Below are 18,841 nucleotides of genomic sequence, written 5' to 3'. Positions count from 1 at the left end.
CTTTTATTCATTGCGTTAATCGCTCTTTTTATAACTGAATTAAAACAACTGATTTTGTTGGAGACCTTGCTCTCATAATCTTTCCTTTCTTTTTGGGCAACCTTTTTTATTTAATCTAATTCATCATCATGATCAAAAGTAATGACTTCAATCCCGTTAATTTCAATCACACGAGATTTTATCCCTTGCGTTTCCTCTAAAAATTGAGAAAATAAATCTTTACCTTTCTCAAGGCGATTAATATGACTCATAGCTCCCATGAAGTCTACCGTGAACTCTACTAAATCATCATTGTCGTAATCCCAAAGAAATTCAAAAGCTTTATCATCCACTGCGTTGATGGGTTGATTGAGGTCATAAGCTGCTAAAGATTTTTGTACACTAAAGTAATCTTTTGTCTCGTATTTATGACCATCATATCTTTTGTAAATTGGGAATGTTTCAATGACTTCTTTAGGCGTAAGCATCCCAATGACTGACAAGGCCATTTCATAAAGCTGGAAATTATCCCAAACCGCTTTGATATAGTCTGCTTCACTTTCCGCATTGATTTTCTTATTTCGTACATTCAAGCCTTTTACAAGTGCCAATGCTCCACGTTTTAAGTCTAGCCGAGTCAGATTCTTTTTTCTTTTTAACTCTGCGATTGTTTGAGTCATGATTCTTGACCATAATTTGGGGTAACTGTTATTCATGTTTTTTTCTCCTATTTCTATTAGTGAATATATCTTAAAATCGGAAACACAACCAAAACCTGTAATCCCTTATACTTATTGAGTTAATCACTGTTTCTATAAATTAATTAAAACAACTAATTTTATTCACTTTTATTCTTCTAATTCAAAGCCGATTAACTCTGCGATATTATCTAAGGCTTGTACATTCATATCTACTAAATCAGATAATGTAATAATTGTTCCGTCTGTATATCTTGGAATATGGTTAGGGTCAGAGGTAACCATTGAATCATTAAGTGAGTAGAGTTCTTGTATTTGTGCTTTGAGTGCCAACTCTTTATCAACGATTGATGGACTGAAGCCAATTTCAGGAATGTCTAGCAAGTAAGCCAAAACATCTAATTCAACCGCTAGGGTATCAGCTAAGTCGTCTATACTTCCTTGACGCTCAAAGACCGCTTCTTTTGCGTTCATTAACACACGTTTAATGGTATTGTTAAATTCTTTTGGTTCATTATTTTCTTCTTGTTCATGTAATTTAATTATGCTCATTTTTTTCTCCTATTTTTGGGGTGCATTTAATTTAATGGGTGCATTTAGTAATGCACCCCCAACAAATACAGTCATACCAGACCTTAGAACAGTTTTGAAAGCGATATTTTCATGGGGTGCATTTAATTTGAAAACTTTACTATGTGTCCCTGATAAGCAAGCCCTTTTTATAATTAACACTAACTATTATTTTACTAAGATATAAATGCACCCTTACACCCCTACTATCTATAAACCCTTATATAATATAAGTTTTTAAGGGGTGCATTTGCGGGGTGCATTTAACTTTTGGGTGCATTACTAAATGCACCCTATTTTCTGCCATAACCCCTTTTACCTCTTCGAGTAGTTTTTTGCCATTCTTTCTTATTATTCATTGAGTTCTTGAACTTAGAAACTATCTTAGCAGTTCCTTTCCCCGTCTCGATCCCCATTGCTTCCCAATAGAAATAAGTAGCCGTCACAAACTCTCTTGGTTTGATTTCCCCTCTAAATTCATGCTTAGGAGTTTCTCCGGATTGAAGAATAAAGCCAATATAGGCTCTCCGCTCGTGCATTCTTGTATTATTTCCTTGTGCTTTATAAAAATCTGTAGGAATAGGAATTTCAAGATACTGTTCAAGTAATTCTTCTTGTTCATCAAAATATTCATAATCTGACCGTTCTAAATTGAGTTGCTTTTCTTCTTCCTCTGAGAGTTTAAAGCTGAACCCTTCCTTGTAGTAGTGAACCATCTCACCCCAAACTTGGCGGACGGTGGCATCATCTAAATCAGAAACAGGATGATATTTTTGTAACTCTTTTGAACAATGAACGGGAAGAAATCGCCTTGCCCCTGTTCTGTCTTTTTGATATTCTTCATGGTTAGTTGTTCGAGCAATAACAAAGTTTTTGGCATAATTTTCTACCTTTGTGCCATAGGGCGCCCTGAAAGACAAAACTGTTTGAGTGATAAACTTCTTTAAATCCGCAAAGGGTATTTTATTACTGATTGCCATTTCATCATCATTCACAATCAAAGCACGTAACATCATAACTAATTGGTCTTTATCATCAAAATTTTTCATTGAATCTGTGTACCAGCCTTGCCCCATTTTAGTAAGAAAGGTCGTCTTCCCAGAGCCTTGGCCTCCTACCAAATCCAAAACAAAGTCAAACTTATCATAAGGACAATAAACCTTACTGACAGCCCCAACAAAAAATAATTTGGTCATTCGTTCGGTTAAATCACTTTCTTTCGCCCCCAAATAATCAGGAAATAGACTTCTTGCACGTTTGACCTTATCCCAATTTTTGTAACAATCTTCCATGAAATCTTGAACAGGATTGTATTTATTTTCGTAAGCAATTTTATTAATCACATTGACTAGAAGCCGACTATCAAATAAAACATCATATTTTTCTTCAAAATGTTCAAGAATAGCCGTAATATAAACCTCTTTTAACCCGTCATTCTCAATCTCTACTCCTCTTAACTTGAAAGGGGTTCTAATTTCTATTTCTTGTGTAAAAGAATTAAACACAAATTGGTTTTTTAAAATGTTGTCATTTTCTATGGCGATTCGTATGTTTTTTAAAGAATTTACTTTGGGTTTACCATACTGATTGACGGCGAAATTTTCAGCTTCAAATTTAACTTTAACGATTTTATCGCTCTGAGGTGGTTTTATTTCTTGTTTTTTATTATCAGCTTTTGCTTTTTCTTCCTCATAGCTGTCAATCATCGTTTGAAAATCATCATCTACATTAGTCACTCAACACCTCCCTTTCTTTTTCATCAAAATATTCATCCGCAAGACTTATAAAATCAGCCAGTAAGCCTTGTTTCTGAGTCCCGTCACAAGTCGCTTCAATTTCTGAAACAGCCCACATCATGAGATATTTATAGTTATATCCGTGCTTCTTTCCTAAAATAATAAACTTCATCATGTTCTTACTATTCAAGAAGCCCTGATGCATCACGATTTCATCTTTGAATTTCTCAAAGGCATTTTGTCGATAAACTGTAGCGAATTTTTCAGATTGATCACGCTGCAGCTTATTAAGAAACTTCATAAATTTATTTGATGGATGAGCTGGATGTTTATAATGCACTTTTTTATAGCCTAGTTCTTGATACTGTGAGGTTAGAAAGTTGAAAATCTCCCAATGTTGGCTCACGCTGATATCAAGCACTGAATCAAAATGACCGCTAAAACTCATATTATTAGGGACAAGATAAACATATTGATAGAAATCTTCTTTTTCCAAAATCAATGTCTCTCCTGCCCCTTTCATCAGCTTTTTAGCTACTATTTTATTTAGACGAATGGTCAAAAGTTCCATATCCCCCCTTACTCTGCCAATTGATCCATGAGTTGCTCAAGTTGTTTCTTTGAGACCCAAACCGTTTTATCTCCTTCTTCAAGGATAACTTCACGAAGTCCAGCAACAACCAGCTTCTTATAATAAGCTTCATTAATTGAGAGTTCACGTTTTAAATCAGCTTTTTTCTTATAGGGAAACTCACGACTTTGTTCAACTCTTGCTTCAACTAACTTATCAACATGGCTTAATACTGATTGAGTCAGCTCATGCTCTGCTTCAATTGATAAAATACTCATGCCATGCCTCCATTCTTACGTTTAGAAATAACTTCCATAACTGCGTATGTTAGTTTATCCTCACTAATTCCTAGCTCATGAGAAAGCTCTGAAACATCTTCGGAACTGATAATATCAAATGCTGTCAATGCTTTGTGCTTGGTTTTTCTACGCTGTCTTTCATGGCGAATACCACGATTAAACGCCACATCATACAGGTATCCATAAACAAAAACACGCATCCAATCTTGAAAATTTTCTTTATTTGCGTTGTGATAGTCCATCAAGATAATTTTTTCCTCAATGATGTCAGCTAATGTCATAACTCCCTCTGTAACGCACCCCTTATAATCTGTTTGCTTGATTTCCTGTTTGATATGGTAGCGTTCAGCTTGATTATTAGTGATTTTAAGTTTTAAAGGGTGCTTAGAATCTAGGTAAAAAAGTTTGCTTGTGATTATCCCTAAGCCTCTATCTTTCTTATCGAATGAAAGTGTTATTCCTGCCCTACTTTTATAGGCATTTAATTCAAATGTTTTAAATTTCATGCCTTACCCCTTAACCATTTCTACTTGAATGTCATTTTCTAAAGTTGTGAAAGTCACTACTGATTGACCGTCAAACAAGCGGTAGACATACTCATTAAGTTGGATAAAATGGCGGGCCTTGGCTTTTAACAAGTCCATAAGCTCAAAAGCGATAGAATCATCTAGGATATAAGTTTCCTTGTTTACTGGTTTGTTCATATTGAAAATTCCTCTCATTATGGTAAAATAGAGAGTAGAAAAGCTTTATTCAAGCTGCTCTACTCATGTTGATTAAAAGCTCTTACTTGGCGGTGCGGGCTTTTTTTCGTTCTCATTCTTCAATTCTTTTTATTATTTCCTCTTTTTCTACTGACAACTGCCAGACATCTTGCAGTTTTTAATCGGCCTTTTTTCATGGTTCTCTATTACAGCGCACGGCAAATGCTATTTTTATGTTAGGACATGCAGTTTATAGCCATTGCTTGGGCTGTGGAAATCATCTATTAATACTTGCAACTGCTGGATAGTTGCGTAAGCACATTACGGAAAGCTAGGCAAACCGTGCTGTTTGTTCTTGGATAGATGATAATGATTAATAATCTTTAGCAAGCCATTCAGTAATACGTTCATACGTACTTTGACGTACTTTTTCGTTACGTATCGGACTTTCAAGACGTCCATAGGTCAAACGATTAATGCCAAGTCGATCGGCTGCTTCGCCTTTGGTTAAGTCCAATATCCCTCGCTTTTTACGTAGAGCAGTTTTAATTTCTTGTGTTAAGTACAAAATGATAACCTCACTTTCAATTTGATAGTAAAATCATTCTACACTTTCATTTTGGTTATGTCAAGTTTTTATACTTTCAATTTGATAATTTTTTCTTGTATTATTTTAAAAATTGTATATAATAGTTTATTAAGGAGATCACTGACTATGACTAAAAATAGAATAAAAGAGCTTAGAGAAGAGCAAAACGAAACTTTAATAGGATTAATGAGAAGAGTGAATTCTATTCTGGCTGAACAGAAAACTATTATTAATGGAAAACCCCTTCGGGTAACAGACAGCCAGCTTTCGTTTTATGAAAATGGGAAAAGGGCACCAAGAAATCCGGAAGTTTGGGAAGCAATCGCCAGAGTATTTAATGTTGATGTTAACTATTTACTATATACACAAAAAGAGCCCAAACGCATTCCCCTTTCAGAATATGTTAACTTCTTAGAAGAAAACAGTGAATTGGCAAGCATATTAAACACGATATGGAGTGAATTTATAGATCGAAAAGGAGTTGAAAGTGATGAAAGAAAAAAAGCAGTTGCCTCCTTTGCTTCAATACTACAACATAACAAAATAGAGTTTGATGATGAACTGTTTTCAAAGACAAATGATATAATTCAAACACTCAATCATATAACTTACGAAGAAATCAAAAATGATGAAATGACCATGAAAAAAATTGATTAAATTAGCAGTAGTAAACACTATTAATTTCAACAAGTCATTTAAAGTTTGCAATGAATTAGGAAGCTACATGTTAATTAAAACTTAATAAATTTATCAACTTATCATCACAATAATCAAAATCAGTTTCAAAATATAGCAATAATTTCATGATTTTCCATTATGCGCACGGCCAAATGCAAACAGGAGAATCAACATGAACAAACTAAATATAAAAGAATACAAAACAAAAGGCGGAGAGGGGAGATATATTCTCCGCGGCGCTTATATTGGTACTGATGTACTGACAGGTAAGCAAGTTAAAACAGATATTAGAGGGCGCACAAAAACAGGCGTCAAGAATGAACTCGAACGCCTGAAAAATAATTTTAAAAAGAATGGTAACACCAAAGGTAAAGAATCACTCGAAACTTTTGGAGAGGTTACTGAGAGCTTTTTTGAACTTTATAAGCTGCAACAAAAAGTTGGATCAATACGACAAATGAGATCTAACCTAGATACTTATGCTATTCCTGCTTTTGGAAATAAGCGAATCAGTAAAATTACTACTGCTCAGATTCAAAAAAAAGTTATTGAATGGGCGAAGAATGCTGCAGAACCTCTTGGCGGAAAACAAAAACGTGATGTTGGGTCAGGAAAAGATTACAAATTACAACTTAACGTAATTAATCGCATTTTTCAGCATGCTTTATCAATTGGAATAATTGATAGAAATCCCTGTCATTCAGTAATCATTCCTAAAGTAAAAATTGATAAACCAAACAAAGAAGTAAATTTTTATACTAAAACAGAGCTGTCAGAGCTATTCTTACACATTGAAAGTCTGGACAATACAAAATGGTCCACTCAATACTTTAATGCTCTCCTACGCTTGCTTGTTGCTTCTGGCTTGCGTATTGGCGAAGCTATGGCCTTAGAGTGGTTTGATGTAGATTTAGATAATCAAACAGTTTCTGTCAGTAAAACAACAGTACAACGTACTGTTATACAAGATACACCGAAAACAAATAAAAGTAATCGAGTAATCAGCATTGATTCCAAAGCAGCTTCAACTTTAAAACGTTGGTACTTCTTCCAGAAAAAACATTTTATGAGCGTAGGAAATCCACATCAATCCTTAGTGTTTCCGACATGGCAAGGTAATGTTATGGACTACCACGGTCTAAACTACCGGCTAAAAAAGATAGAGGATGCTGCAAAACTTACTTCTTTATCATTTCATGGTTTTAGACATTCACACGCTAGTTTATGCCTAAATGCTGGTATGACATATAAAGTTATACAAGAGAGATTAGGACATTCAACCTTACAAATGACAATGGACCTATACTCGCATCTCGAGCCTGAAAAGAAAAATAAAGAGCTTGAACTATTTACTAAGTATGCCAACTTTTAATTGGAACTCTGTTAAAAACTCTGTTAATTACTTTTTGAACAAAAATAAAAGCATTGAAATGTAGTAATTCCAATGCTTGCAAGTGTTTATAGAAAGCTTTATAATAAATCCAAGGCTTTTAAGCAAACTAATCTTTAGGAGAAATTATGGAAATTAGAGTAACTCGTGATACTATGTCTGATATTTATTTTGATGCTTTACGGATTCGTAATCAAGTTTTTGTAAAAGAACAAGGCGTTCCTTATGAACTTGAAGTTGGAAACGCTCTAGAAGAGGCCTCTTCTGTTCATTTCGTTCTTTATGACGATGGTCTTGCCAAAGGTACCGTTCGTTTACTTGCTGATTTAGATGATAAAACAGCGCTAATTCAACGAATGGCTATTTTAAAAGAAGCAAGAGGTCATGGTTATGCAACTCTTCTAATCAATCGTTTGATTGAATTTGCCAAAGAAAACAGATTAAATAAATTGGAGCTTCACGCGCAACTTTCTGCCAAAGGTTTATATAGCAAACACGGTTTTAATGAAATAGGACAAATCTTTGAAGAAGCTGGTATTCAACATATTCAAATGGAAAGAACAATTCATTAATTGAAGACTAAGCCATGGAAAAAATTACTGACAGTCTGTCAGTAATTTATTTCATTAATTGAGCAACTCTTTTTTTTAGTTCTGGTAAAAGTTCAGGCTCAAACCACGGATTTTTGGCTAACCAAATATTATTTCGTGGGCTGGGATGAACAAGCGGAAAATATTTTGGTAAGTAGGCTTCAAAATCACGAATCACTTCTGTTGTTTTTGCTGATGATTTTAAATTTAAATAATACTTTATGGCATAAGAACCTACTAGAATAAAAAGTTCAATCTCAGGCATTTCTTCTAAAAGTGCTTTATGCCATTTTTGAGCAAAACCTGCCCGAGGTGGCAGATCACCTGATTTTCCTTTTCCAGGAAAATAAAAATCTAAAGGCAAAATAGATATTTTATTTGACTCATAAAAAGTGGTTCGGTCAATTCCAAGCCAATCGCGCAGACGGTCACCTGACGGATCATTCCAAAAGAGTCGTGATTCTTGTGCTCGAATGCCTGGTGCCTGACCAATAATACAAATCTTTGCTTCTTTATGGACAGAATAAAGCGGCTCTATCCCATCTTTTGTATATTTTTTGTTCTGTGGGTCAGCTTTAATCGCTTCAAAAATTTCCTTAAATTTATCCATTTTCTTTCCTTAAAAGCGTAATCTAAGTTTATAGATTACGCTTTTTATTGTAAAATTTACTGACAAAAAGCTTATCTGATAAATATTTCTAAGATAAATCCTGTCAGTAAAATGCGACCGGAGCAAGCATTTTCTAGGCAGTTCTGTCAATTCGATTATTGAACTAAGTATTTTAATTACATGTCTAAATTTCCATCAGTCTTATTTTTCTAATTTTGCTTTCAAATACTGACCAGTATAGCTGTCAGCAACTTTTGCTACCTCTTCTGGTCTTCCTTTGGCGAGAATTGTTCCACCACCAGCACCACCTTCTGGGCCTAAGTCGATGATGTAATCTGCTGTTTTAATAACATCCAAATTATGCTCAATGACAACAATCGTATTTCCTTGTTCAACCAAACGATCTAATACTTGAATCAGGGTCGCAATATCTTCACTGTGCAAACCAGTTGTTGGTTCATCCAAGATATAAAAAGCTTTACCATTTGAACGTTTTTGCAATTCAGAAGCTAATTTCATCCGTTGAGCTTCCCCACCTGATAAAGTAGTTGCTGGTTGCCCAAGCGTCACATATCCCAAACCTACATCAACAATCGTTTGGAGTTTACGTTCAATTTTTGGAATATGACGGAAGAATTCCAATCCATCAGACACGCGCATATCGAGTACTTCCGAAATATTCTTCCCTTTATAATGAACTTCTAAAGTTTCTGAATTGTAGCGTCTGCCATGGCAAACTTCACATGGAACATAAACATCTGGCAAGAAATGCATTTCAATCTTGATGATTCCATCACCAGAACAGGCTTCACAACGTCCACCTTTGACATTAAATGAGAAACGTCCTTTTTTATAGCCACGAATTTTTGCTTCATTTGTATTGGCAAATAAATCACGAATGTCATCAAAGACGCTGGTATAAGTTGCCGGATTTGAACGTGGAGTTCGACCAATTGGACTTTGGTCAATATCAATCAAACGCTCAATTCCTTCATAACCAGTAATTTTTTTATGCTTACCAGGTTTCTCTGAGTTGTGATTCAATTTTTGAGCTAATGACTTCTTTAAAATACTGTTAACTAAAGTTGATTTACCAGAACCAGAAACCCCAGTTACAGCCGTCATAACTCCCATTGGAAACTCAACGTCGAGGTTTTGCAAGTTGTTCTCACTTGCACCTGTAATCTTAACCATTTTTTTCTTATCAATGGCTCGACGTTTTTCAGGAACTGGAATGGCTCTTTTTCCTGACAAATATTGCCCTGTCAGTGATTTTTTATTTTTCATGACTTGTTTTGGTGTTCCAGAGGCAATAATTTCACCTCCTAAATCACCTGCCCCAGGCCCAACATCAATAAGCCAATCGGCTGCCATCATCGTGTCCTCATCATGTTCAACGACAATTAAGGTATTCCCCAAATCACGCATCTTTTGTAAAGACTCAATCAATCTGTCATTATCTCTTTGATGTAAACCAATGGAAGGTTCATCCAGAATATACAAAACGCCTGATAAATTTGAACCAATTTGTGTCGCTAAACGAATGCGTTGTGACTCTCCACCAGAAAGTGTTCCGCTTGAACGAGATAGCGTAAGATAATCCAAACCAACATTTTTCAAGAAAGTCAAACGGTCTTTAATTTCTTTCAAAATAGGTTTTGCGATAATTTCATTATTTGCAGAAAGAACTAAACTTTTCACATAATCAAGCGTATCGCCAATTGACAGAATTGAAAATTCAGCAATATTTTTCTCTCCCACTTTAACAGAAAGTGCTTGATCATTTAAACGATAACCATGACAAGTCGTACAAGTCAATTCGGTCATGTAAGAACGCGCCATTTCTCTAGCTGACTCGCTCATTCCTGAACGATAACGACGCCAAAGATTAGGAATGACCCCAACAAAGGTCATATCTTGGTCACGTAATCCAAAATCTCCTTCGTGCAGAAAATGGAAAAGTTTATCTCCATTTCCATATAAAACAATTTGTTGTTCTTTTTCTGACAGTTTTTCCCAAGGTGTATCTAAATCAATACCAAATTGCTCCATTGCTTGCTCTAAAAGAGCTGGGTAATAAGTTGAAGTTTTCCCATACCAATAGATAATTGCTCCCTCACGGAGTGTTTTGCTTGTATCAGGAATCAATAAATCGACATCGGGTTCCAATTTAACTCCTAAACCATCACAATCTGGGCATGAGCCAAAAGGAGCATTGAATGAGAAAAGGCGTGGTTCAAGTTCTGGAACAGTAAATCCACAAACTGGACAGGCATAAAATTCACTAAATAAAAGCTCTGAACCATCCATTTTATCAACAATAACATAACCCTCAGCCTGATGAAGCGCAGCCTCTACAGAGTCAAACAGACGCGAACGAATTCCTTCTTTTACAACAATCCGGTCAATGACAATTTCAATGTTGTGCTTTTTATTTTTATCAAGTTCTGGAGCTTCTGAAATATCATAAACTTCGCCATCAACACGAACACGAACATAACCATCTTTTTGGATACGCTCAAACATTTTAACATGAGTCCCTTTTTTGGTACGTACGACAGGAGCGAGAATTTGTAAACGTGTTTTTTCAGGGAGTTCAAGAATTTGTTCAACAATTTCTTCAACTGACTGTGCCGAAATTTTTCCATGACCATTCACACAATATGGCGTCCCAACACGGGCGTATAATAGACGCAAATAGTCATTAATTTCCGTAACCGTCCCGACTGTTGAGCGAGGATTTTTAGAAGTTGTTTTTTGGTCAATAGAGATTGCTGGCGACAAACCATCAATTGAATCAACATCTGGTTTATCCATATTTCCTAAAAACTGTCTGGCATAAGCTGACAAAGATTCAACATATCGACGTTGACCTTCTGCATATAAAGTTTCAAAGGCCAGAGATGATTTCCCAGACCCTGAAACCCCAGTAACAACAACTAATTTATCTCTTGGAATTTCAACATCTATATTTTTTAAATTGTGCTCACGTGCACCATGTATTACTATTTTATCTTGTGGCATTTATTTTCCTTTTATTATTTTGTTTTGATTGCAGATATTGGTGTCTTCTCCATAGTGAAGGTGTATATTCATGTTTTTTTATTTTTTAAAATAATGTTCTACTTCATCTTCGAGTGCTTGAATATCATGTTTGACTTGCTCACCCATTTCATGGTTAGATTTTTCGATAGTTTCCATCGTATTTCTAGCCATCTTTCGAGCTTCATTCATAATGGAACGGCAACCTGCATCATCCGTTTCTTTCATTTTTTCATCATATTCTATATGAATTTTTCTTGTAAATTCATTGATGTCATGCATCAATGTCTCAAAATTTGAGCGGACCTTGATCTGAGTATTTTCAAAATAAGGCTTGCGGTCATCAATCACCAGATTTAAAAGCATCATTTGATAATTTAAATCTGCTGCATTACGATCTCTTGACATCGTATTCTCATTAATACGAATAATGCGTCGCTGATTACTAGAGTCATTTGTATTTTCAAAATGACGTTGTTCTAAGCGGTCCATGTTAAGTTGAATTGTTACTCGCATCAACACTTGTGAGATATGAAGATAATCATAAAACCATTTAATAAAATCGTCTTTTTGCTTATGAAGCATTTCGATAGATAAAGTGGTTGAATGACGTCTTTTTCCAGCTTGATATTCCGCAAAAGCAATAACTGCGGTTACAATTATTGCAAGACTTGAAAGAATCGTAAGTGAAGTAATCATACTCTTATTATACCACGAATGGCAAGCTAGCTCTTAACTTTGGCTACGTTAAATGATATAATCTGACTATGAAATTATATTTAGTCAGACATGGTGAAACGCGAAATATTCAGCAAAATTTGCTGATGGGTTGGTCAAAGAGTCCTCTCACTGACAGAGGAATTCAGCAGTCCGAAATTTTAGCTGACAAACTTTCGTCAGTAAAATTTGACTTGATTTTATCCTCAGATTTACAAGGTGCTAAGGAAACTGCAATGATAATTTCTAATAAAATAGGAGCCTTACTACTCTTTGAACCTTTATTACGTGAACGAGGCCTTGGAAAATTGGAAAATCAAACAAAAGAAAATCGAGATTGGGCACAACTTAATATAGAAAATGAAGAAAATCTTACTTTAGGTATTGAATCTCTTGCTTCAATTCATGAACGTGCTAAAATATTTTTAGAAAAACTTCCTCAACTTTTTCCTTCTGCTCAAAATATTCTCATTGTTTCTCACAATGGAATGATTAATCAATTTCAAAAGATTTGGGAGCCTACTCATGAATTTACTCCTTTTGAATTTCTCACTATTTTAGAAAAAAACTTATGAACCAATATTTTACTTACATTTTACAATGCTCAGATAAAACTCTCTACTGTGGCTATACCACTGATTTAGAAAAAAGACTTGCCACTCATAACTCTGGTAAAGGGGCGAAATACACAAAAACAAGATTGCCAGTTAAGCTGCTTGCCTCTGTTGATTTTGATAATAAAAATGATGCCATGTCTTGTGAATGGTGGTTTAAACATAAACTTGTTCGCAAGCAAAAATTGTCACTTATCAAAAATGATTTAATCAAAGAAAAGTTTATTGAATACCTAGAACTCAAACAAAAGAAAAACATTCATTTAAAATGAATGTTTTTTATTATTATGCTTTTTTCTTTCGATAAGTAAAGTAAGAAAGGAGGCAAATCACTAGAGCAAAGACTGACAAAGTCCATGGATTAGTGACAATTTGCATGATGAAGATAATCGTTAAAGCAATAAGTACAACAAGTGTTGCCAACTTAACAAACCAATTCGTTACTTCTTTATGTTTAAAATATAAAACAAGAGCAGCAACTAAAAGGAGAATCCAAACGATTGAAATCGTAAATGAAATCGAACCAGCCACAAATTGCCAGAATCCATCACCCAAAATTGCTGACAAAAGTACACCAATAAACAAAACAAATGATGAAACTAAAATCGCATTCGTTGGGACTTGGTTTTTAGATAATTTGCCCAATCTTTGACCTACATAAGAATTTGAACCTTGAATGCGTGAATAGAGTGAGCGTGAAGTGGCATAAATTGCTGAGTTAACCGCTGAGAAAATCGCAATAACAATGATTACGAGAACGATTTTATCAGCGTGTGGAATTCCTACTCGAGCAAAAATTGTAGCAAATGGACTTGCTGCATCTGGATTTGAAACTTCGCTCCATGGCAATAAATGCAAGAATAAAAAGATTGGAATAACATAAAAACTAATAATCCGAATTAAAACACCTCGAATAGCTCTCGGAATCGCTACTTTTGGATTTTCCGTTTCAGCAACTGTAATTGCTGCCAATTCAGAACCACCAAATGAGAAAATAACAACCAATAATGAAGTTAAAAATCCTGAAAAGCCATTAGGAGCAAAGCTTGGTGCTGTACTTTTAGTCGATACTTTTTGAGCGGTATCAGCAACAAAACCGAGATGAGCATCATTAATAACTAATAAATAAATTCCGAGTGCAATTAAAATTAAAATAACAGCGACTTTAATAAAGGCAAGCCAATATTCCGTTTCGGCAAAAGCTCTAACTGACCAGAGATTGATTGCTGTTCCTAGAACTGCTACAATCAGGGCGAAAACCCATAATGGCACTCCAGGAATTAGCATGGCAAGGAAAGTTGATACCCCTGCTTCTTCTGCAATTAGGACGGCCATCCAAGTTGCCCAGTAAACCCAGTCCGCAAAATGCGCCCAGTGGTCCCCAATAAAAGGAGCAACAACTCCTGCCATTCCAGCCTTATGTTCATCTTGATGGATGACCATTTTCCCAACACCATACATGACAACATAAAGCGTCAGTCCAGCTAAGATGTATGAGAGTAATACACTTGGCCCAGCCTGTGCAATGACTTTTCCAGAACCTAAAAATAGTCCCGAACCAATCGCTCCCCCAAGTGAGAGCATAACAATGTGGCGAGTCTTTAAAGAAGACTTCAAGCCTGTAGAATTTTCCATAAAATTCCTCTTTTCTAATGTGTGAAAGCAAAGCTTTCTTTTATAAGTTCCCTTCCATTCATCTAGCAAAACCCTGCTTGGAGTCGGTCTTTACGATTAATTTTACTTTAGAGTCGAAAGAAAGGGTAAAAAAATTAAAAAAGAAAGACCAGATAGTTTTTACTATCCGGTCTTCTTTGAATCCCGGCGCAGAAACTTGAGTATACTCAAAAGTTGTATCTACGCCAATTGCATAAACACAAACTATCTGCACCAAAAATAAAAGACTTTAGATTGTTGTGTTGTCATGCGGACTCCTTTTCTTAATTTTTTTATAATTATACTTTTTTATTGACAATAATGCAAGGCTCAGCCTAAAAAAATACTGACAGAAATTTTTTAACTCTGTCAGTCATTTTAAGATAGTCTAATGTTTCTGTCATAGGATAGCTGTGACTGCTTTAGCAGTTTACAGATATGCTAATATTTCTGTCAGTAACTTTTCATTTTAACATTTGGTCAATGATTTCGTGGGATTTTAGAATATTTTCTTGTCTAAGTTCTGTCAGTAATTCTTGACGATTTTGACCATCAAATTTTTCAACCGCTAGAACCATGGCAGAAATGATTTCATCAAAACCACGATTGTATGTCGCACTTTGCCAACCACTTATTCCAAATTTTTGACGGTCAATTCCTGTAAATTTTTCAAGTTCGCACAGTTCTGACAAGCGAAGGCTTTCTCTAGGACTTTCTACTGTAAATTCTTCAGTAAAGGCACCAGCTTCTAAGTTCATTGTGGCAATTCCACTCGTTGTCGCTGTTTCTAGCATAACAATTGCTCTTGTTAATTGCCCGTCTTGATTCTTCTTTAATGAATAATTGACTTCTAAAATCTCATCATCTAGCAAATAAATCAAGGTGTCCAGAGGGTGAATAAAAATATCGTACATTGAAAATGTAATTTTTTCACTGGCAGAATTTGCTAAATTTTTACTTACTTTCACCATATTTTTATCTGGGAGAGCTTTTAATTTAGCTGTTTGTGGTGCAAATCTGCGATTAAAAGCGACGACAAATAAAGTATTATTTTGGTCAGCAATTTTTTGCAATTCTTTTACTTCGGCTAATTTTTCAGAAACAGGTTTATCCATTAAAACAGGAACTCCCGCTGACAAATATCTTTTAGCTAACTCAAAATGTTGGGAAGTTGCCGCATGAATAATAACCAAATCCACAGTTTCTAGTGCTGACAAGTCCTCTGTCGCATATTCAAATTTATAATGTTTGCGAACTTCTTCAGCTTTTTCCCACTGACGAGAATACAAAATAAAACGATGGTCCGCCTGCATTTTCGCATAAACTGGTAAATAAGCCTTACTTGCAATATTTGATGTTGCCCCAATGACTCCAATAATCATACTTTTTCCGTTCTCCTTAACCTCTTATTATTTATTTTTTATGCGAATCGCCTGAATAAATTACAATGACCATTCCCTGATTGAATGAAACTTTCATTTGGTCACTGATAAATTCATTACTAGCATAGATTTGACTAAAATTATCCTCTGCTTTCAAAGGATATTTTGCTTCTTCAATGGCTAAACTATCCTTTGTTTCTACTTGAACAAATCCAACATATTGGTAAGTTGGCTTTCTCTTTAGTAAATGCTGACCTGGCAACAAATAGGTCACCACATTTTGTTGGTCAACTAAGGTCATTTTTGGAGCGAGGGCTTGATATTTTGGTCGTGTTGCTAAATAAGCATTGGTCAGTAAATGGTCCAAACGTCCCCCTAAAGCACCAGCAATTACAATTTCCGCATCAGCAAAATACTCTAAAACAAAATCTAAAGCCGCTTCTAAATCTGTCAAATCTTTTTCAGCAGGCAATTTAATCAATCTGTCAGTACTGACAGAAATTTTTTCAAGTTCAGTTTTACTGACAGAATCAAAATCACCAATTGCTAGAGCCAATTGATAACCTTTTTCCACTAAAAATAGTGACCCTCTATCCACACCAATATATTTATCAAAACTTTCATTAGGTATAAAATCTGGCAAACCAGCCACAATCAATATTTTCATCTCTCATCCCCTGAGCCTGAAATCTTGCCACGACTCAATCGACTCTCTAATTTTTCAATATTTTCACTCGCAATTTGTTCAAGAGAAATTCCTAGATAACGTGCACTCGTTGCTACATACCAAAGAATATCACCAAGCTCCTGACCGATGGCCTTTTTATCATTGGCTGACAGCTTTCCCTCTTGGTCACGGATAACTTTTTTTACCTTGTCAGCCACTTCACCTGCTTCACCAGATAATCCCAAAACTTTATCCACAAATGCAAAATCTACTTCATTTTGACTCTCTATTTTTTCATTCAAATCAAATTTGATAATTGCTTTTTGGTAAGCATCTAAATCCATTTTCTCCCCTTTAAGATTACAAAATTACTTTTTAAATTTTTTTCTCATTTTCACTTCCATAAAAATATCAGCTAAAATTGCCAAAACCATTTCCTGATAGTCTGCTTCGTCAATCAGAGCATCACGTAAACAACCTTGTTCATAATAAAGGTCACAAAGTTGTCTAAAAAGTTTGTGGTATTGTGCCACTTCATCTGGCAATCCTCGCATATTTTCATAAGCCATGTTGACAAATAATAAAAGCATCACCTCTTCATCAAGATTTTCTGGTTTGATTAAATACGAACGATAAGCACTAATGACAAACTCTGCAATAAAATCGGCCACAAACTGCGAATCAAGATAATCATATTTATAAATCTCATAAGTCATCAAAGCTCTTTCAGCCATTCGTTCAGCCAACTGTCTTGTTGCCAAATCTATCATTGCTTCATATTCATCATCTGACCACTTCATCCGAGGTTCTTCTTTATTTTTCATAAGTTTATTATATCACAGTCTTGCAAAGGCTATCATTCTCCAAATTTATTGAATCATTTCATACAATATTCTTTTTAAAACTGACATTGAACCTCTTAATTATAAAAATAAAAAACCTCTAAAAATAGAGGATTTTTTATTTTTATTAAGGTTGGATACGGTTAATCATACGTGGGAATGGAATAGCTTCACGAATGTGTTCTGTCCCAGCGACAAAAGTAACCATACGTTCAAGACCAAGTCCGAAACCAGCATGAGGAACTGAACCAAATTTACGAAGTTCTAAATACCAATCATAATCTTTAGGATCTAAACCGAAATCAGCAATTTTCTTAAGTAACAAATCATAATCTGTTTCACGTTCTGAACCACCAATGATTTCACCATAACCTTCTGGAGCCAAAAGGTCAGCACACAAAACGCGTTCTGGATTACCAGGGACTGGTTTCATGTAGAAAGCTTTGAAACTTGCAGGATAGTTGACAATAAATGTTGGAACACCATAGTAATTTGAAATCCATGTTTCATGAGGCGATCCGAAGTCATCCCCATGTTCTACATGCTCATAATCTGTATCTTCATCATTTTCATGTGCTTGCAACAAATCAATTGCATCATCATAAGAAACACGTTTGAATGGTGTGTCAATATACTTTTGCAACATGCTTGTATCACGTTCAAGTGTTTCAAGAGCATAAGCAGCATTATCCAAAACACCTTGAATCAAAGCTTTCACATAAGCTTCTTGAATATCCAATGATTCATCATGAGTAACAAATGGATATTCTGCATCCATCATCCAAAATTCTGTCAAATGACGACGAGTTTTTGATTTTTCAGCACGGAATACTGGTCCAAAGTCGAAAACACGTCCAAGAGCCATTGCTCCAGCTTCAAGATAAAGTTGTCCTGATTGTGACAAGAAAGCAGAATTACCAAAATAATCTGTTTCAAAGAGTTCTGTTGTGTTTTCAGCAGCATTTCCTGAAAGAATTGGGCTATCAAACTTAATGAAGCCATTTTTCGCAAAGAAATCATAACTTGCATAGATAATTGCATTACGCACTTGCATCATTGCCATTTGACGTTTTGAACGCAACCATAAATGACGGTTATCAAGGAGGAATTCAACGCCGTGTTCTTTTGGTGTAATTGGATAATCATGTGATTGACCAATCACTTCCAACTCAGTCACATCAAGTTCATAACCAAATTTTGAACGTGAATCTTCTTTAACGACACCTGTCACGTAAACTGAAGTTTCTTGTGAGAGATGTTTAATTTCATCAAATTTAGCTGTTCCTTCTTCTTCACCAAATTTTTCAATCATATTTGGTTTGAAAACAACAGCTTGGAAAAATGCTGTTCCATCGCGAAGTTGAAGAAATTGAAGTTTCCCTTTACCTGATTTGTCAGCAACCCAAGCGCCAATTTTTACTGTTTCACCAACGTGGTCTTTGACGTCGATGATTGAAATTAAGTCTTTCATAAATAAGTCCTTCTATATTTTAATTTTATAATTTTTAAA

The 18,841-nt window shown here is 35.1% G+C and carries 22 protein-coding genes; 5 read left to right on the top strand and 17 right to left on the bottom strand.

Annotated elements, in window-relative coordinates; genetic code table 11:
• Nucleotides 1–110: 110 nt before the first annotated feature.
• The 8 genes from AB6B24_RS00585 to AB6B24_RS00550 all read right to left on the bottom strand — a co-directional run bounded on the left by AB6B24_RS00585 (nt 111) and on the right by AB6B24_RS00550 (nt 5,125).
• Nucleotides 111–695: a hypothetical protein gene (locus AB6B24_RS00585; protein ID WP_311802984.1), complete on the bottom strand. Its 585-nt coding sequence runs from the start codon at nt 693–695 to the stop codon at nt 111–113.
• 132 nt (nt 696–827) lie between these two features.
• Nucleotides 828–1,229 carry a hypothetical protein gene (locus AB6B24_RS00580; protein ID WP_311804389.1) on the bottom strand — a complete coding sequence of 134 codons (402 nt, stop codon included), beginning with the start codon at nt 1,227–1,229 and terminating at the stop codon, nt 828–830.
• A gap of 311 nt (nt 1,230–1,540) precedes the next feature.
• The gene (locus tag AB6B24_RS00575) at nt 1,541–2,983 is read right to left on the bottom strand and encodes a VapE domain-containing protein (RefSeq protein ID WP_311802986.1); all 1,443 of its coding nucleotides are present in this window, start codon (nt 2,981–2,983) and stop codon (nt 1,541–1,543) included.
• On the bottom strand, nt 2,976–3,554 hold the full coding sequence (locus AB6B24_RS00570) for a hypothetical protein (RefSeq protein WP_311802987.1): 579 nt from the start codon (nt 3,552–3,554) through the stop codon (nt 2,976–2,978). Before AB6B24_RS00570 ends, AB6B24_RS00575 begins: the two co-directional genes overlap by 8 nt.
• Before the next feature lie 8 nt (nt 3,555–3,562).
• Nucleotides 3,563–3,832, bottom strand: coding sequence for a hypothetical protein (locus tag AB6B24_RS00565; RefSeq protein WP_004255712.1), 270 nt, complete (start codon nt 3,830–3,832; stop codon nt 3,563–3,565).
• The gene (locus AB6B24_RS00560; protein ID WP_311802988.1) at nt 3,829–4,359 is read right to left on the bottom strand and encodes a hypothetical protein; all 531 of its coding nucleotides are present in this window, start codon (nt 4,357–4,359) and stop codon (nt 3,829–3,831) included. The genes AB6B24_RS00565 and AB6B24_RS00560 overlap by 4 nt, the downstream gene beginning before the upstream one ends.
• Before the next feature lie 3 nt (nt 4,360–4,362).
• A complete protein-coding gene (locus AB6B24_RS00555; protein WP_047206794.1) occupies nt 4,363–4,557 on the bottom strand; it encodes a DUF1655 domain-containing protein in 195 nt (64 codons plus the stop codon).
• A 373-nt stretch (nt 4,558–4,930) separates the two neighbouring features.
• The gene (locus tag AB6B24_RS00550) at nt 4,931–5,125 is read right to left on the bottom strand and encodes a transcriptional regulator (RefSeq protein WP_211752020.1); all 195 of its coding nucleotides are present in this window, start codon (nt 5,123–5,125) and stop codon (nt 4,931–4,933) included.
• A 147-nt stretch (nt 5,126–5,272) separates the two neighbouring features.
• Here AB6B24_RS00550 and AB6B24_RS00545 point away from each other — a divergent pair, with 147 nt between their 5' ends.
• The 3 genes from AB6B24_RS00545 (at nt 5,273) to AB6B24_RS00535 (ending at nt 7,786) form a co-directional block, all read left to right on the top strand.
• Nucleotides 5,273–5,803 (top strand): helix-turn-helix domain-containing protein, encoded by a 531-nt coding sequence (locus AB6B24_RS00545; protein WP_211752021.1) that lies wholly within the window; start codon nt 5,273–5,275, stop codon nt 5,801–5,803.
• Nucleotides 5,804–5,996: 193 nt separating this feature from the next.
• The gene (locus AB6B24_RS00540; RefSeq protein WP_369164007.1) at nt 5,997–7,196 is read left to right on the top strand and encodes a tyrosine-type recombinase/integrase; all 1,200 of its coding nucleotides are present in this window, start codon (nt 5,997–5,999) and stop codon (nt 7,194–7,196) included.
• A 146-nt stretch (nt 7,197–7,342) separates the two neighbouring features.
• Complete coding sequence (locus tag AB6B24_RS00535) at nt 7,343–7,786, top strand: GNAT family N-acetyltransferase (protein WP_311802990.1); 444 nt, start codon at nt 7,343–7,345, stop codon at nt 7,784–7,786.
• 46 nt (nt 7,787–7,832) lie between these two features.
• On the opposite strand, the gene AB6B24_RS00530 is transcribed toward AB6B24_RS00535, so the two are convergent.
• The 3 genes from AB6B24_RS00530 to AB6B24_RS00520 form a co-directional block, all read right to left on the bottom strand.
• Nucleotides 7,833–8,414 carry a uracil-DNA glycosylase family protein gene (locus AB6B24_RS00530; RefSeq protein ID WP_017864934.1) on the bottom strand — a complete coding sequence of 194 codons (582 nt, stop codon included), beginning with the start codon at nt 8,412–8,414 and terminating at the stop codon, nt 7,833–7,835.
• A gap of 201 nt (nt 8,415–8,615) precedes the next feature.
• A complete protein-coding gene (uvrA, locus tag AB6B24_RS00525; protein ID WP_311805594.1) occupies nt 8,616–11,438 on the bottom strand; it encodes an excinuclease ABC subunit UvrA in 2,823 nt (940 codons plus the stop codon).
• Between the two features lie 78 nt (nt 11,439–11,516).
• On the bottom strand, nt 11,517–12,155 hold the full coding sequence (locus AB6B24_RS00520) for a hypothetical protein (RefSeq protein WP_139917440.1): 639 nt from the start codon (nt 12,153–12,155) through the stop codon (nt 11,517–11,519).
• 68 nt (nt 12,156–12,223) lie between these two features.
• Here AB6B24_RS00520 and AB6B24_RS00515 point away from each other — a divergent pair, with 68 nt between their 5' ends.
• Nucleotides 12,224–12,748 carry a histidine phosphatase family protein gene (locus tag AB6B24_RS00515; protein WP_195936389.1) on the top strand — a complete coding sequence of 175 codons (525 nt, stop codon included), beginning with the start codon at nt 12,224–12,226 and terminating at the stop codon, nt 12,746–12,748.
• On the top strand, nt 12,745–13,059 hold the full coding sequence (locus AB6B24_RS00510; RefSeq protein ID WP_010906152.1) for a GIY-YIG nuclease family protein: 315 nt from the start codon (nt 12,745–12,747) through the stop codon (nt 13,057–13,059). The genes AB6B24_RS00515 and AB6B24_RS00510 overlap by 4 nt, the downstream gene beginning before the upstream one ends.
• Before the next feature lie 13 nt (nt 13,060–13,072).
• On the opposite strand, the gene AB6B24_RS00505 is transcribed toward AB6B24_RS00510, so the two are convergent.
• The 6 genes from AB6B24_RS00505 to asnS all read right to left on the bottom strand — a co-directional run bounded on the left by AB6B24_RS00505 (nt 13,073) and on the right by asnS (nt 18,802).
• Nucleotides 13,073–14,422: an amino acid permease gene (locus AB6B24_RS00505; protein WP_017864937.1), complete on the bottom strand. Its 1,350-nt coding sequence runs from the start codon at nt 14,420–14,422 to the stop codon at nt 13,073–13,075.
• Nucleotides 14,423–14,904: 482 nt separating this feature from the next.
• On the bottom strand, nt 14,905–15,822 hold the full coding sequence (locus tag AB6B24_RS00500) for a Gfo/Idh/MocA family protein (RefSeq protein WP_033899877.1): 918 nt from the start codon (nt 15,820–15,822) through the stop codon (nt 14,905–14,907).
• A gap of 31 nt (nt 15,823–15,853) precedes the next feature.
• Nucleotides 15,854–16,489 carry a thiamine diphosphokinase gene (locus AB6B24_RS00495; protein WP_195936390.1) on the bottom strand — a complete coding sequence of 212 codons (636 nt, stop codon included), beginning with the start codon at nt 16,487–16,489 and terminating at the stop codon, nt 15,854–15,856.
• Complete coding sequence (locus AB6B24_RS00490; RefSeq protein WP_029344374.1) at nt 16,486–16,833, bottom strand: nucleoside triphosphate pyrophosphohydrolase family protein; 348 nt, start codon at nt 16,831–16,833, stop codon at nt 16,486–16,488. The genes AB6B24_RS00495 and AB6B24_RS00490 overlap by 4 nt, the downstream gene beginning before the upstream one ends.
• Before the next feature lie 24 nt (nt 16,834–16,857).
• Nucleotides 16,858–17,289, bottom strand: a complete 432-nt coding sequence (locus AB6B24_RS00485) for a hypothetical protein (protein ID WP_311805592.1) — start codon at nt 17,287–17,289, stop codon at nt 16,858–16,860.
• Between the two features lie 169 nt (nt 17,290–17,458).
• Nucleotides 17,459–18,802, bottom strand: coding sequence for an asparagine--tRNA ligase (gene asnS, locus AB6B24_RS00480; protein WP_058209467.1), 1,344 nt, complete (start codon nt 18,800–18,802; stop codon nt 17,459–17,461).
• Nucleotides 18,803–18,841 lie beyond the last annotated feature (39 nt).

This window comes from Lactococcus sp. AK05, from assembly GCF_041026685.1.
Classification (GTDB): Bacteria; Bacillota; Bacilli; order Lactobacillales; family Streptococcaceae; genus Lactococcus; species Lactococcus lactis.
Note: the sequence above shows the minus strand (reverse complement) of the source record. Positions and strands in the feature narration are given on the sequence as shown.

Bases quoted from the DNA above. Each gene is read 5' to 3' on its own strand.
- AB6B24_RS00585 (WP_311802984.1), bottom strand. From the start codon at position 695: ATGAATAACAGTTACCCCAAATTATGGTCAAGAATCATGACTCAAACA.
- AB6B24_RS00580 (WP_311804389.1), bottom strand. From the start codon at position 1,229: ATGAGCATAATTAAATTACATGAACAAGAAGAAAATAATGAACCAAAA.
- AB6B24_RS00570 (WP_311802987.1), bottom strand. From the start codon at position 3,554: ATGGAACTTTTGACCATTCGTCTAAATAAAATAGTAGCTAAAAAGCTG.
- AB6B24_RS00565 (WP_004255712.1), bottom strand. From the start codon at position 3,832: ATGAGTATTTTATCAATTGAAGCAGAGCATGAGCTGACTCAATCAGTA.
- AB6B24_RS00560 (WP_311802988.1), bottom strand. From the start codon at position 4,359: ATGAAATTTAAAACATTTGAATTAAATGCCTATAAAAGTAGGGCAGGA.
- AB6B24_RS00555 (WP_047206794.1), bottom strand. From the start codon at position 4,557: ATGAACAAACCAGTAAACAAGGAAACTTATATCCTAGATGATTCTATC.
- AB6B24_RS00545 (WP_211752021.1), top strand. From the start codon at position 5,273: ATGACTAAAAATAGAATAAAAGAGCTTAGAGAAGAGCAAAACGAAACT.
- AB6B24_RS00540 (WP_369164007.1), top strand. From the start codon at position 5,997: ATGAACAAACTAAATATAAAAGAATACAAAACAAAAGGCGGAGAGGGG.
- AB6B24_RS00535 (WP_311802990.1), top strand. From the start codon at position 7,343: ATGGAAATTAGAGTAACTCGTGATACTATGTCTGATATTTATTTTGAT.
- AB6B24_RS00530 (WP_017864934.1), bottom strand. From the start codon at position 8,414: ATGGATAAATTTAAGGAAATTTTTGAAGCGATTAAAGCTGACCCACAG.
- uvrA (WP_311805594.1), bottom strand. From the start codon at position 11,438: ATGCCACAAGATAAAATAGTAATACATGGTGCACGTGAGCACAATTTA.
- AB6B24_RS00520 (WP_139917440.1), bottom strand. From the start codon at position 12,155: ATGATTACTTCACTTACGATTCTTTCAAGTCTTGCAATAATTGTAACC.
- AB6B24_RS00515 (WP_195936389.1), top strand. From the start codon at position 12,224: ATGAAATTATATTTAGTCAGACATGGTGAAACGCGAAATATTCAGCAA.
- AB6B24_RS00510 (WP_010906152.1), top strand. From the start codon at position 12,745: ATGAACCAATATTTTACTTACATTTTACAATGCTCAGATAAAACTCTC.
- AB6B24_RS00505 (WP_017864937.1), bottom strand. From the start codon at position 14,422: ATGGAAAATTCTACAGGCTTGAAGTCTTCTTTAAAGACTCGCCACATT.
- AB6B24_RS00500 (WP_033899877.1), bottom strand. From the start codon at position 15,822: ATGATTATTGGAGTCATTGGGGCAACATCAAATATTGCAAGTAAGGCT.
- AB6B24_RS00495 (WP_195936390.1), bottom strand. From the start codon at position 16,489: ATGAAAATATTGATTGTGGCTGGTTTGCCAGATTTTATACCTAATGAA.
- AB6B24_RS00490 (WP_029344374.1), bottom strand. From the start codon at position 16,833: ATGGATTTAGATGCTTACCAAAAAGCAATTATCAAATTTGATTTGAAT.
- AB6B24_RS00485 (WP_311805592.1), bottom strand. From the start codon at position 17,289: ATGAAGTGGTCAGATGATGAATATGAAGCAATGATAGATTTGGCAACA.
- asnS (WP_058209467.1), bottom strand. From the start codon at position 18,802: ATGAAAGACTTAATTTCAATCATCGACGTCAAAGACCACGTTGGTGAA.